At 61.8% G+C, this 13,922-nt stretch carries 10 protein-coding genes; 8 read left to right on the top strand and 2 right to left on the bottom strand.

Going from position 1 to position 13,922, the window contains the following annotated elements:
* Positions 1–32: 32 nt before the first annotated feature.
* Positions 33–503, bottom strand: a complete 471-nt coding sequence (ybaK, locus tag ACNFCH_RS01580; RefSeq protein ID WP_337157762.1) for a Cys-tRNA(Pro) deacylase — start codon at positions 501–503, stop codon at positions 33–35.
* Between the two features lie 304 nt (positions 504–807).
* Here ybaK and ACNFCH_RS01575 point away from each other — a divergent pair, with 304 nt between their 5' ends.
* The 4 genes from ACNFCH_RS01575 (at position 808) to glpD (ending at position 5,903) form a co-directional block, all read left to right on the top strand.
* Entirely contained in the window at positions 808–1,659 is an 852-nt protein-coding gene (locus tag ACNFCH_RS01575; RefSeq protein ID WP_416742129.1) for an MIP/aquaporin family protein, read from the top strand.
* A 65-nt stretch (positions 1,660–1,724) separates the two neighbouring features.
* Entirely contained in the window at positions 1,725–3,224 is a 1,500-nt protein-coding gene (gene glpK, locus ACNFCH_RS01570; protein WP_337157764.1) for a glycerol kinase GlpK, read from the top strand.
* Between the two features lie 120 nt (positions 3,225–3,344).
* Positions 3,345–4,100 carry a DNA-binding transcriptional repressor GlpR gene (gene glpR / locus ACNFCH_RS01565; RefSeq protein ID WP_070093535.1) on the top strand — a complete coding sequence of 252 codons (756 nt, stop codon included), beginning with the start codon at positions 3,345–3,347 and terminating at the stop codon, positions 4,098–4,100.
* Between the two features lie 264 nt (positions 4,101–4,364).
* On the top strand, positions 4,365–5,903 hold the full coding sequence (gene glpD / locus ACNFCH_RS01560) for a glycerol-3-phosphate dehydrogenase (protein WP_337157765.1): 1,539 nt from the start codon (positions 4,365–4,367) through the stop codon (positions 5,901–5,903).
* 45 nt (positions 5,904–5,948) lie between these two features.
* Here glpD and ACNFCH_RS01555 read toward each other — a convergent pair whose 3' ends face one another.
* Positions 5,949–10,325, bottom strand: coding sequence for an NEL-type E3 ubiquitin ligase domain-containing protein (locus ACNFCH_RS01555; protein WP_337157766.1), 4,377 nt, complete (start codon positions 10,323–10,325; stop codon positions 5,949–5,951).
* A gap of 336 nt (positions 10,326–10,661) precedes the next feature.
* On the opposite strand from ACNFCH_RS01555, the gene ACNFCH_RS01550 reads away from it, so the two are divergent.
* The 4 genes from ACNFCH_RS01550 to ACNFCH_RS01535 all read left to right on the top strand — a co-directional run bounded on the left by ACNFCH_RS01550 (position 10,662) and on the right by ACNFCH_RS01535 (position 13,874).
* A complete protein-coding gene (locus tag ACNFCH_RS01550) occupies positions 10,662–11,579 on the top strand; it encodes a glutamate/aspartate ABC transporter substrate-binding protein (protein ID WP_196164665.1) in 918 nt (305 codons plus the stop codon).
* A gap of 145 nt (positions 11,580–11,724) precedes the next feature.
* On the top strand, positions 11,725–12,471 hold the full coding sequence (locus tag ACNFCH_RS01545) for an amino acid ABC transporter permease (RefSeq protein ID WP_337157767.1): 747 nt from the start codon (positions 11,725–11,727) through the stop codon (positions 12,469–12,471).
* Positions 12,472–13,143: an amino acid ABC transporter permease gene (locus ACNFCH_RS01540; RefSeq protein ID WP_043206507.1), complete on the top strand. Its 672-nt coding sequence runs from the start codon at positions 12,472–12,474 to the stop codon at positions 13,141–13,143.
* Positions 13,140–13,874 (top strand): amino acid ABC transporter ATP-binding protein, encoded by a 735-nt coding sequence (locus ACNFCH_RS01535; RefSeq protein WP_043206506.1) that lies wholly within the window; start codon positions 13,140–13,142, stop codon positions 13,872–13,874. Before ACNFCH_RS01540 ends, ACNFCH_RS01535 begins: the two co-directional genes overlap by 4 nt.
* Positions 13,875–13,922 lie beyond the last annotated feature (48 nt).

The following is a 13,922-nucleotide window of genomic DNA, read 5'->3' as shown; positions in this document are numbered from 1 at the left end:
GCGCAGCGTTCCCCTCTCGAATCGGCTGTCGCTCAGCCGCGCCCGATCCCGGCGAACTTCCCTTGGGTGTGCTCAGCCAGCACCGCCGCCGCCAGCTCTACCTCCAGCCCGCGTCGACCGGCGCTCACATGAATGCTCTCGAACTGCTGCGCCGAGTCGTCGATGAAGGTGCGCAGGCGCTTTTTCTGACCCAGCGGACTGATCCCGCCCACCAAGTAGCCCGTGGCACGCTGCGCAGCCATCGGGTCGGCCATCTCGCACTTCTTCACCCCTGCCGCGTGGGCCAGGGCCTTGAGGTCCAAGGTGCCTCCCACCGGCACCACCGCCACCAGCAACTCGCCTTTTTCACTGCTGGCCAACAGGGTCTTGAACACCCGCTGCGGGTCGAGCCCGAGCTTCTCTGCGGCCTCCAGGCCGTAGGAGGCTGCCTTGGGGTCATGTTCATAGCTGTGCACGCGGTGTTCGGCACGCGCCTTCTTCAACAAGTCGAGGGCGGGGGTCATGTACGGCTCCAATCGATGGCAAGTCGCCGGCTACTTTAGGGCAAATCCCACAGGGCGACCAGCGAACCGCCCCTCACCGTGTCTGGCACGGGCATTCGCCCTTGATTCACGCAGTCATAGAGTGGCTGATGGTTCACTTTCGACCTTTGACATCAGCGTTTCTTGTCTATATTTTTTCGTTTTTGAATAAATGATGCCCCTTAAAGGTGCATTTCCCACATTTGCCCGGCGTTTATGGGGATAGACACCGAGCCTTTGCTGTCGAGCGCCCAGTGCCTCACAACAACAAGAAACGAGGTTTCACATGACGACTGCTCTACGACAACCCACCCTATCAAGCCAATGCCTGGCTGAATTTCTCGGCACTGCCTTGCTCATTTTCTTCGGCACCGGTTGCGTCGCGGCCCTCAAAGTCGCAGGCGCCAGCTTCGGCCTGTGGGAAATCAGTGTCATCTGGGGTATTGGCGTCAGCATGGCGATCTACCTCACCGCCGGCATTTCAGGTGCCCACCTGAACCCCGCCGTCAGCATTGCCTTGTGCCTTTTCGGCGATTTCGAGAAGCGCAAGCTGGCGTTCTATATCCTTGCCCAGGTCTGTGGCGCCTTCTGTGCCGCCGCGCTGGTCTATACGCTGTACAGCAACTTGTTCTTCGATTTCGAACAGGCCCATGCCATGGTGCGTGGCAGCCAGGCCAGCCTGGAGCTGGCCTCGGTGTTTTCCACCTACCCACACCCTTCGCTGTCCATTGCCCAGGCCGTTGTGGTCGAAGTGGTGATCACCGCCATCCTCATGGCCGTGATCATGGCGCTGACCGACGACAACAATGGTTTGCCCCGAGGCGCCATGGCACCGCTGCTGATCGGGCTGCTGATCGCGGTGATCGGCAGCGCCATGGGCCCACTCACCGGCTTTGCGATGAACCCGGCTCGGGATTTCGGGCCCAAGCTGATGACCTTCCTGGCCGGCTGGGGCGAAATCGCCTTCACAGGTGGCCGTGATATCCCCTACTTTTTGGTTCCGGTGTTCGCACCGATCCTTGGTTCCTGCCTGGGCGCCGCCCTGTACCGGGGCCTGATCGCCCGCAATCTGCCGACGGTACACGCCGCGAACCTGCAAACAGACGATAATCCTCAGGGCAAGACCCAGGTTTCCTGAAGCCGCCGCCGGGCCATACGCCCGGCCAGCCCTGACCTCTCCCTATTTTGTGCAAGGCCACCGACATGACAGATACCCAGGACAAGAACTACATCATCGCCCTGGACCAGGGCACCACCAGTTCGCGGGCCATCATCTTCGACCGTGACGCCAATGTGGTCGGCACCTCGCAACGCGAGTTCGCCCAGCACTACCCGCAGGCCGGCTGGGTCGAGCACGACCCAATGGAAATCTTCGCCACCCAGAGCGCGACCATGGTCGAGGCCCTGGCCCAGGCTGGCATCAGCCATGCCCAGGTAGCTGCGCTGGGCATCACCAACCAGCGTGAAACCACCGTGGTCTGGGACAAGGAAACCGGCCGCCCGGTGTACAACGCCATCGTCTGGCAGTGCCGGCGCAGCACTGAGATCTGCGAGCAGCTCAAGCGCGATGGCCATGAGGCCTATATCCGCGAAGCGACAGGCCTGGTCACCGACCCCTATTTTTCCGGCACCAAGCTCAAGTGGATCCTCGACAACGTCGAAGGTGTCCGCGCGCGTGCCGAACGGGGCGAACTGCTGTTCGGCACCATCGATACCTGGCTGATCTGGAAGTTCTCCGGTGGCAAGGTGCATGTCACCGACTACACCAACGCCTCGCGCACCTTGATGTTCAACATCCATACCCTGGAATGGGACGACACGCTGCTGCAGACTCTAGGCATCCCTCGCCAGATGCTGCCTCAGGTAAGGCCATCGTCCGAGGTGTATGGCCATACCAAGAGCGGTATCGCCATTGCCGGTATCGCTGGTGACCAGCAGTCCGCCCTGTTCGGCCAGATGTGCGTTGAGCCCGGCCAGGCCAAGAACACCTATGGCACCGGTTGCTTCCTGCTGATGAACACCGGCAAGCAGGCGGTGAAATCCTCACACGGCCTGCTCACCACCATCGCCTGCGGCCCCCGAGGCGAAGTGGCCTACGCCCTGGAGGGCGCGGTGTTCAATGGCGGCTCCACTGTGCAGTGGCTGCGCGACGAGCTGAAGATCGTCAACGATGCCCATGACACCGAGTACTTCGCCAGCAAGGTCAAGGACAGCAATGGCGTCTATCTGGTACCCGCCTTCACCGGCCTAGGCGCGCCCTATTGGGACCCTTATGCCCGTGGCGCGCTGTTCGGCCTGACCCGCGGGGTCAAGGTCGACCACATCATCCGCGCGGCCCTGGAATCGATCGCCTACCAGACCCGCGACGTACTCGATGCCATGCAGCAGGATTGCGGTCAGCGCCTGAGTGAACTGCGCGTCGATGGCGGCGCGGTGGCCAACAATTTCCTCATGCAGTTCCAGGCCGATATCCTTGGCACCTGCGTCGAGCGGCCGAAGATGCGTGAGACCACCGCCCTTGGAGCCGCCTACCTGGCAGGTCTGGCCTGTGGTTTCTGGAGTGGCCTGGACGAGCTGCGGGACAAGGCGATCATCGAGCGCGAATTCAGCCCGCAACTGGACGAGGCGCAGAAAGAAAAGCTCTACAAAGGTTGGCGAAAGGCCGTGGAGCGTACCCGCGACTGGGAAGATCACGAGGCTTGAGCCCTGTGCGAACCGCTTCGCGGGTCAACCCGCGAAGCGGTCGGTAGGCTGCAGGCTAGTCGTCATCCCCTTCCTACGGCATCATTGCAGAATTTGTCCGGCAGCCCCAAAGGACCGCCCATGAATCTGCCTCCCCGCCAACAACAAATCCTCGAACTGGTGCGCGAGCGCGGTTACGTCAGTATCGAAGAAATGGCGCAGCTGTTCGTCGTCACCCCGCAAACCATCCGCCGTGACATCAACCAGCTCGCCGAGGTCAACCTGCTGCGACGCTATCACGGTGGCGCGGCCTACGACTCGAGCATCGAGAACACGGCCTACGCCATGCGCGCTGACCAGATGCGCGACGAGAAGCAACGCATCGCCGAGGCCGTGGCCCGGCAGATTCCCGACCATGCCTCGCTGTTCATCAACATCGGCACCACCACCGAGTCGATCGCCCGCGCCCTGCTCAATCACAACCACCTCAAGGTCATCACCAACAACCTGCATGTGGCTGCGATCCTGGGTGCCAAGGATGATTTCGAGGTGTTGGTGGCCGGCGGCACCGTGCGCCGCGACGGCGGGGTCGTGGGTCAGGCGAGCGTGGACTTCATCAATCAGTTCAAGGTCGACTTCGCCCTGGTCGGCATCAGTGGCATCGACGAGGACGGCAGCCTGCTGGACTTCGATTATCAGGAAGTGCGGGTTTCCCAGGCGATCATCACCAATGCTCGCCAAGTGATCCTGGCCGCCGACTCGAGCAAGTTCGGCCGCAACGCCATGGTTCGCCTGGGCTCGATCAGCCTGGTCGACTGCCTGGTGACCGACCAGCCCCCTACCCCCGCGCTCACCCAACTGCTCAACCAGCACAAGATTCGCCTCGAAGTGGTCTGATCCAGACCTGGCGGCGCTCATCGGACCCTGGGGCTGCTGTGCAGCCCTTTCGCGGCGCAAGGCCGTCCTACAGGCGTTGAGCCGCTCCTATCGCGTAAAGCTTCGCGGTGCCTGGCACATGTTCGCTATTGTTCATTTCCTTGTCATCTGATCAGTTTTTTCTATAGAGACTGACTGGCGAACCCCTTTTTGTTGCGCTAGTATTTTCGTAAACGAACACAAATGTTCATTTTCGATATGAACTGCGCCTCAGGAGGCCTTGCCGTGTCCCAGTCCGCTCCGTCCCAGCCGCCACTCGCCGATTGCTACGACCTCGCCGTGATCGGGGGGGGTATCAATGGCGTGGGCATCGCCGCCGACGCAGCAGGGCGTGGCCTGAAGGTCTTTCTGTGCGAAAAGGACGACTTGGCCAGCCATACCTCCTCGGCCAGCAGCAAGCTGATCCATGGCGGCCTGCGCTACCTGGAGCACTATGAGTTCCGTCTGGTCCGTGAGGCCCTGGCCGAGCGCGAGGTGTTGCTGGCCAAGGCGCCGCACATCGTCAAGCCCATGCGTTTCGTCCTGCCCCACCGCCCGCACCTGCGCCCGGCCTGGATGATCCGCGCGGGCCTGTTCCTCTACGATCACCTGGGCAAGCGCAAGCGCCTGGGCGCCTCGCGCAGCCTGCGCTTCGGCCCAGGCAACCCGCTCAAGCCCGCCATCACCCGCGGTTTCGAGTACGCCGACTGCGCCGTCGACGACGCTCGTTTGGTGGTACTCAATGCCATGGCCGCCCGCGAAAAGGGTGCGCACATCCACACCCATACTCGCTGCCTGCGTGCCGAGCGCGTCGAAGGCGTGTGGGAGGTGGTACTGCAGCAGGCCGATGGCAGCCAACGCACGATCCGCGCCCGCGCCCTGGTCAACGCCGCCGGCCCCTGGGTGGCCAGTTTCATCAAGGACGATCTCAAGCTCGACGCGCCCTACGGCATCCGTCTAATCCAAGGTAGCCACATCATCGTGCCGCGCCTGTATGAAGGCGAACATGCCTACATCCTGCAGAACGAAGATCAGCGCATCGTCTTCGCCATCCCATATCTGGAGCGCTTCACCCTGATCGGCACCACCGACCGCGAATACAGCGGCGACCCGGCCAAGGTGGCGATCACCGAGATGGAAACCGACTACCTGCTCAAGGTCGTCAACGAGCACTTCAACCACCAGCTCAGCCGCGCCGACATCCTGCATACCTATTCCGGTGTGCGTCCGCTATGCAATGACGAATCCGACAACCCTTCCGCGGTGACCCGCGACTACACCTTGGCGCTGTCCGCCAGCCACGGCCAGGCGCCATTGTTGTCGGTGTTCGGTGGCAAGCTCACCACGTACCGCAAGCTGGCCGAGTCGGCCATGGGCGAACTCAAGCCTTTCTTCACTCAGATGCGTGACAGCTGGACGGCCACTGCCACGCTGCCAGGCGGTGAGAACATGACCACGGTCCAGGCTCTGGTCGATGCGTTGCTGGCTCGCCACGGTTGGTTGCCGGTGGATATCGCCAAGCGCTGGGCACTGACCTATGGCAGCCGCGTGTGGCGACTGCTCGATGGCGTGAACGGTCCGCAGGACCTGGGACAATCCATCGGTGGCGGTCTGTTCAGCCGTGAGGTGGACTACCTGATCACCCAAGAGTGGGCGGTCGACGTCGATGATGTGCTCTGGCGCCGGACCAAGCTTGGCCTGTTCACCAGCGCGACCGAAAAACAGGCGCTGGCCGACTACCTGCACCACGCCCACTCCAGCCGAGCCGCGGTGCAGGCCGCCTGATCCTGAGCCCCCTGGCAAGGCGCACGCGCGCAGCCAGGGGATCCCCTAGGGCTTGGCGCGCATATATACCTCCTGGGCCAGCGTCTTCACCAGCTCACGTTCGGCCTGGTTGAATACCTCGACCATCTCCTTCGCTCGCTGTGCGTATTCCCCTTCCGTGATCTGGTCTGCGGCGAGGTGCTCATCGAGCGTATCCAATTGCGACCACGACGTCTGGTGCACCTCGTCGAAGCGCTGCGCATAGCGCGTTTTGACGTAGTCGACCCAGAACGGTCGTTGGGCGAGCGAGCCGATCAGCGCTTCATCATTTTCAAGGGAAAGCACCCGCGCCTGGGCAATCTCGACGTCGTGTTTCGTAAGCCTGGAAAAACGCCCGAAATGCATCCAGTCCTTTTGCAGTGGCAGCCCGATCCACTCATAAAGCGCAACTTGATAAGCCAGTTCCGTTTCAACGGGATCCACCGCCTCCGTCTCGAGCCCCAACACCATCTGCGCCTCACGTTCGGCCTCCAGGCGCGCGATATGCTCCTTGGCGATCCGCTCGATCTCATCGTAGCGAAACAATGGCCGTGCCAGGCCGAGCAACGTGCTTTCCACTTGGTCTTTCGCAACGCCGAGAATGGCCTGCTCCGCCAGCACGCTCACCTCCAGGTGACGAAGCGTCAGCAACAATCGGTCATCGCAGCCGCGTGGGCCATCCATGATCGTGAACAACCGCTGGCGCAGCGATTCCCGATCGGCGCACGCCTGCAGCAGTGACCAGATACGCGCACGGAAACGCTGTGGATTCCTCTTGAAATCCCGGGAGCTGGCAAAGTCAGCCAGAAACTGGAACAGCGATGCCGAGCCCGGCTCCTCCTGGAGGGTGTCCCAGAGGGCTTGCCTGTTGGGCTCATCCGCCCCGTCCTCCAGCCAGCGAGCACGCAGTGAAGCATCGACCCTGGCATGTTGAAAGCCAGGGTTCTCCTGGGTATCCCCGCCCTCGAGCGCCCTCACCGGCGCCACCGACACGTCGCCGGAACTGGCTGAGCCCTCGCTGCCCCCTCGTGATGACGGGTTATCGTGCAACAGCACCCGCTCGAGCCGATGGCGCAGCAGGTGGTTGTCTCGCTGCAGCATCTCGATACGATTGCTGCGCAGGTCGACCAGCGCGGCAAAAGGCAGACGTTCAGGGAACGTCACCAGCCCCGCAGCACGCAAACGCATCTCTCGCAAATTCGGCAAATGGCTCAGCTCCGGCGCGCGACCAAGTTCGCTGTTATGGCTGAGATTGAGATGTCGAAGCTGGGTCAGGCCACGCAAACAACGTTCGCCGGGCTCATCCAGGACGATTCGATTACGCGACAGATCGAGCAGCCTGAGCTGCCCAAGATGCTCCAGTCCTGGGGGAATACGCTCGAGCCGGTTCCCCGTGAGGTCGAGCTCGCGCAGGTTGGCGAATCGCCCCAGGAAATCAGCCTCGATGTCGGTCAGGTCCATGTTGCGCAGAACCAGCCGTCGGACATGATCGAACCGCACGCCCTGGGGCAATCTCGGCAGACTGCCGACCGGTTCGCTGTCGATCGCCAGAACATAGACACCGTCTTCATCGATGACCTTGCGCCGCCAGCTACGCCTGATCTGGTCGGCGACCCGACGCCGACGCAGTCGTGTGAACAGTCCGCTGGTATCGCTGCGCCAAGCGTCCAAGGTCGTGCGCAATTGCTCCAGATCCCGCGACAACATCGAAAAGTGCTCATACAGCCCAACCCGACGCGTCGTCAGTTCGCGGATATAAGCATCGAGTTCGAATGAGCTCAAAGTGGGAAAGATTCTATGGATACCTCGCACAATGGCCTGGCTGTCGGAGGCCCCCCTGCCACTGAGCAAGTAGCCTGCCTGCCCGTCGCCAAAGCGCAGCGGAGGACGCAACGTCTTCGCGTCGCTCAGGCCCAACACTGTGGCGACCCGCCCGCGCTCCTTGCTGGCATAGGCCGCCAAGTGATCCTCCAGAGCGCTGACTTGCTGCCCTGCGACACCTAACGTGCGCTTTTGCGTATCGCTCAACAGGCTGAACAACGACGACATCAAGTCCTGCTCGCCGCCCTGTCCTTCGAGCGTGTACCGAATACCGGAGCGGATGATCCGCCTCAGCCTGGCGGCCTGCGCCTTGCCTTGTTTGGCCTGCAGCGGCCCCTCAAGGGTGCCTTCGCGGATCTCGATTCGCAGGTCCGCAGCCCAGGGTGCCAGCGCATCGATCAGGCCAAGCGCCAAACGTTCGGTGTCGGCATTGGTCGCCCTGAACAGACGCAACCCGGCGCAAGCACGGTCCAGACGACTCTCTCGCAGGTACCAGCGAGCCCGCTCGGCCAAGGCCAACGGCAGCCGGTCACTGGTTTGCAGACGGGTGATTTCAGCACCTGTGGCCTGGGCGCAGATTTCGCGCGCGCAGCGCAGCGACAACCCCGGAAAGTCCCGCAGCACTTTGCTTTCAGTGGGTCCCGGCCAAGGCTGGCGCTCCTTGAACAGCGCCTCGAGTGCTTCACCTCCCAAATGGGGATGCTGTCGATGCAATTGATGGCGCTCCAGTGCATCGAGCAATCGCGCAGGCGCGCCCAGGTTCTGAAGGTGCAACTGGCGAATCTGCGCTTCGCTGTACCCGGTCGCCTGCAACAGATGCTTTGCCGTCTCGTCAGAAAGATCAGCCAGGCGTCCGCTCAACCGGCGAAGCAACGTCCCGGCACCGCTCCAGGTTTGTGGCCGCTCGAACTCATGGCGCCAGCCCCCTGCTCCGTTGTCCTCGATCACCGGCGTGTAAACGTTGGCTCGCGTGGGATGACGGATGCGCCCGTCGCGCTCGCCCGATAGGCGATAAAGCTGATCGTCTCCATGCAGCAAGCGCAGCTCTTGTGGGGTCTGCACAGCTGTGCTGGCGGGGTCGAGCCGGTAGCCTTCGAGCGTGCCATCGAACAGTTTCACCTGACCTTGGCGAGTACGGACCAGGCTGAGTTCATCAACGAACGCCACGCGCTTGAGCGCTTGCACGGCCACCGCCCCTCCTTTGACCAACAGTGCTCCGGCGACCAAGTTTTCGGCCACGCCGAATACATGATCGATGGCGCCTTGGCGATCACCCACACGCCAATCCTCATAACCTTCGTAGAACTCATCGGCGATCTGCACCAGGGCCACGGGTAGCAGCGCTTCTCCCAATACCGGGACGAACAGGGCAGCAATATTGAGCACATTCAAGCCCAGGGACTCGTAACCGCTTAGCCGTGCATTACGATCGTTTTCATCTTCCTTGCCTGTCGGCACCGCAAGTACAGCGGCATCATTGAAGATCTTGTCGATCTGCGAACTGGCCAGAAAAATGCTCAAGCGCTCACCGATCGTTTTTTCCGGCAACGCCTCGATCGGCTCATGTCCCCCGGTCAAGGTCGCCAGCCGTTCGTGCGACCAGCCTTTGGACTGCTCGGCCAGGCTGCTGAAGAAACTGACGCGGTCGGCTTCGCTGACGAATCGGGCAAAAAACTGCCGATAGCGACGATTGGCCAACCGCCTGGCCAAACCATCGTAGACCTGCTGCCATGAACCAAAACGCTTCACCGGGCAATCCGGATCGTTGGGCACCCAGACGATCACGCTGTGCAACGCCCCGCCCCCTGGCGCGCTGACCTCGGCGCAGGCCACCCCATGAATGGGAACCCCCAGTAGATACAAGCGCCGGAGCACGACGGTGGAGGAGGTGGCGGGCACGACCGACGGGGACATCATCAAGGCCAGCATGTGCTGGAAACTGTCCTCGTCCAGCTCGCCCTTGAGCTGCGCCCTGCGCACCGCCACCTCCAGATGCGCCTGCTGGTTTTCCTGGAACAGCCGCTGCATGGCCTGCGCGCCGCCTTTGGGCCTGAGAATCGCCTTGAGCTTTTCTTGGTACTTTGCGCCGATATCCAATTCCCGACAGCGCCCGGCAAAAGCATGAAAACCCAAGGCCATTCGCTTGCCAGCGCTCGTGCGAAGATACCCCCTGCGCACGTCCGTGGGCCGGGTCTCGGCAAGATGGAAGTTATGCAGCGCAGCCGCCAACAGGCTCTGCGTCGAGGAAGGAACGAACTGGCGCAACGAAAGCGTCAGTGCAAACGAGGGTATAGGCGGACGCCGCCAGATACACACCTGACTGCGCCGCAGGTCGGCGTCGGCCTCACCCAGCCGAGTGAGTTTTTCCCGCAGCAGCGGTTCGGCGAACGCTTCGATCGAGGGGATCTGCGCGAGGACCGGGCGCAAGGCAGCCACTGCGTTTTCCTGCCTGGAGAGGGCCTTGCGAAACGCGCGCAGCCGATCGACACGCTGCGGACCGCCCTCCTCTCGTCTCAACCAGTCCGGCATACGCTGGGCGAACAACGTGTCGATGGAATCTTCGGGGAAGGAGGGATCAGACATAGCGCGCACTCTCGAGCAGTTGAAAAGCTCGATATCACCAGTTGCCTCCCCGCGCGACGCAGTACCGGGCTACCACCCGCATCATCGCCCATTCATTCGGATTTCCGAACACAAAAGAGAGTACTCATTCGGAAACCCGTACACCTGCCATGGCAAAAAACAGTAAACAAAAGCCTCAAAACCAGTAATTTCGCGGCGATATGATCGACAGCAGGGCTTGGCACGACTCATGCTCTACACTTGGTAGCCGAATGCACCACGTTTGATGCTGTATTCGTGGAACGAAGAGTCCGCCAACGGCTCCATAAAAAAAACAAACACGTCGAGGAAAATTTGATGCGCATCGTTCGTCAATTGCTGGGCGCCGCCATCGCGGCCGCTGTCATCGCATCGCCTGTCATGGCCGAAGAGCTGACCGGCACCCTGAAGAAGATCAAGGACTCGGGCACCATCACCCTGGGCCACCGCGACTCCTCCATTCCATTTTCCTACCTGGCCGGCAAGCCAGAACCCGTGGGCTACTCCCACGACATCCAGCTGGCCGTCGTCGACGCGCTGAAAAAACAACTGGGTACGGACATCAAGGTCCGCTACAACCTGGTCACCTCCCAGACCCGCATCCCGCTGGTGCAGAACGGCACCGTGGACCTTGAGTGCGGCTCCACCACCAACAACGTCGAGCGCCAGCAGCAGGTTGGCTTCTCGGTCGGCATCTTCGAAGTCGGTACCCGCCTGCTGACCAAGGTCAAGGACGGTCAGCCAGCCTACAAAGACTTCCCGGACCTGGCCGGCAAGAACGTGGTGACCACCGCCGGCACCACCTCCGAGCGCATCCTCAAGGCGATGAACGCCGACAAGCAGATGAAGATGAACGTGATCTCGGCAAAAGACCACGGCGAAGCCTTCAACATGCTCGAAAGCGGCCGCGCCGTAGCCTTCATGATGGACGACGCCCTGCTCGCTGGCGAGATGGCCAAGGCCCGCAAGCCCGCCGACTGGGTCATCACCGGCACCCCGCAGTCCTACGAGATCTATGGCTGCATGGTCCGCAAGGGTGACGATGCGTTCAAGAAGGCAGTCGACGACGCCATCGTGGCGTACTTCAAATCCGGTGCGGTCAACAAGAGCTACGAGAAGTGGTTCCAGCAGCCAATCCCGCCAAAAGGCCTGAACCTTCAGTTCCCGATGAGCGACGAGCTGAAAAAACTGATCGCCGAGCCGACCGACAAGGCGGCGGACGAGAAGAAGTCCTGACCCCCAGCCAGTGGCCTGATGCTCGACCCGAGCAGTAATCAACCCGACAGGCCACTCATTAGTGTCTAACCTTTCAACCGAGGGCGCTCGCCGCCCTCGGTTGCTCGAAGGTGCCCGTGAAACAACCGTCTGAGGGGAAATCCCGATGAATTACAACTGGGACTGGGGCGTATTCTTCAAGTCCACCGGCGTAGGCAGCGAAACCTATCTGGACTGGTACATCACCGGCCTGGGCTGGACCATCGCCATTGCCGTGACCGCCTGGATCATCGCCTTGCTGCTGGGCTCACTGCTCGGCGTGATGCGCACCGTGCCGAACCGCATGGTATCGGGGATCGCCACCGCCTACGTCGAACTGTTCCGTAACGTGCCGCTGCTGGTGCAGCTGTTCATCTGGTACTTCCTGGTGCCGGACCTTTTGCCCGAGAGCGCACAGGAATGGTTCAAGCAAGACCTCAATCCGACTACCTCGGCGCTGATCAGCGTGGTCGTCTGCCTGGGCCTGTTCACCGCCGCCCGTGTGTGCGAGCAGGTGCGTACCGGCATCCAGGCCTTGCCGCGCGGCCAGGAGTCGGCGGGTCGGGCCTTGGGCTTCAGCCTGCCGCAGATCTACATGAACGTGCTGCTGCCCCAGGCCTACCGGATCATCATCCCGCCGCTCACCTCGGAATTCCTGAACGTGTTCAAGAACTCCTCCGTGGCGTCGCTGATCGGCCTGATGGAGTTGCTGGCACAGACCAAGCAGACCGCCGAGTTCTCCGCCAACCTGTTCGAGGCCTTCACCTTGGCCACCTTGATCTACTTCACCCTGAACATGGGCCTGATGCTGTTCATGCGCCTGATCGAGAAGAAAGTCTCGGTACCCGGCCTGATCTCCGTGGGGGGCAAGTAAATGGACATGGATTTCAGCGAAATCATCCCCGCCCTGCCGGCCCTCTGGGAAGGCATGGTGATGACCCTCCAACTGATGGTCATGGGCGTGGTCGGCGGTATCGTGCTGGGTACGATCCTGGCATTGATGCGCCTGTCGTCGAGCAAGCTGCTGTCGAACCTGGCTGGCGCCTACGTCAACTACTTCCGCTCCATCCCGCTGCTGCTGGTGATCACCTGGTTCTACCTGGCGGTCCCGTTCGTGCTGCGTTGGATCACCGGCGAGGATACGCCGGTCGGCGCCTTCACCTCTTGCGTGGTGGCGTTCATGATGTTCGAGGCCGCCTACTTCTGTGAGATCGTGCGAGCCGGTGTGCAGTCGATCTCCAAGGGCCAGATGGGCGCCGCCCAGGCGCTGGGCATGACCTACGGCCAGACCATGCGCCTGATCATCCTGCCCCAGGCGTTTCGCAAGATGACTCCACTGTTGCTGCAGCAGAGCATCATCCTGTTCCAGGACACCTCGCTGGTCTACACCGTAGGCCTGGTGGACTTCCTCAACTCGGCACGTTCCAACGGCGACATCATCGGACGCTCCCATGAGTTCCTGATCTTCGCCGGGGTCGTGTACTTCCTCATCAGCTTCTCCGCTTCGTGGCTGGTCAAGCGCCTGCAAAAAAGGATCACCGTATGATTTCCATCAAGAACGTCAACAAGTGGTACGGGGACTTCCAGGTGCTGACCGATTGCAGCACCGAGGTCAAGAAAGGTGAAGTGGTGGTGGTCTGCGGACCGTCCGGCTCGGGCAAGTCCACGCTGATCAAGTGCGTCAACGCGCTGGAGCCGTTCCAGAAGGGTGACATCGTGGTCGACGGCACTTCCATCGCCGACCCGAAGACCAACCTGCCCAAGCTGCGTTCGCGGGTCGGCATGGTGTTCCAGCACTTCGAGCTGTTCCCGCACCTGTCGATCACCGAGAACCTGACCATCGCCCAGCGCAAGGTACTGGGCCGCAGCGAAGCCGAAGCCACCAAGAAAGGCCTGGCCCTGCTCGACCGCGTGGGCCTGGGCGCCCATGCCAAGAAGCATCCTGGCCAGCTCTCTGGCGGCCAGCAGCAGCGTGTGGCGATCGCCCGCGCGCTGTCGATGGACCCGATCGTCATGCTGTTCGACGAACCGACCTCGGCGCTGGACCCGGAAATGGTCAACGAAGTGCTGGACGTGATGGTCGAGTTGGCCCACGAAGGCATGACCATGATGTGCGTGACCCACGAGATGGGCTTCGCCCGCAAGGTCGCCAACCGAGTGATCTTCATGGACAAGGGCAGCATCATCGAGGATTGCCAGAAAGAAGACTTCTTCGGCAACCCTGAAGGCCGCCACGAGCGCACCCAGCACTTCCTCAGCAAGATCCTGCAGCACTGAGTCGGCCATGCCGCTGCCCGGTCCCCCGGGCAGCGGACGCTGGTCGTG

It is taken from the genome of Pseudomonas sp. NY15354, from assembly GCF_048068075.1.
Classification (GTDB): domain Bacteria; phylum Pseudomonadota; class Gammaproteobacteria; order Pseudomonadales; family Pseudomonadaceae; genus Aquipseudomonas; species Aquipseudomonas guariconensis_C.
The sequence above is the reverse complement of the archived record's forward strand: the minus strand, read 5'-3'. Positions and strand labels throughout refer to the sequence as shown.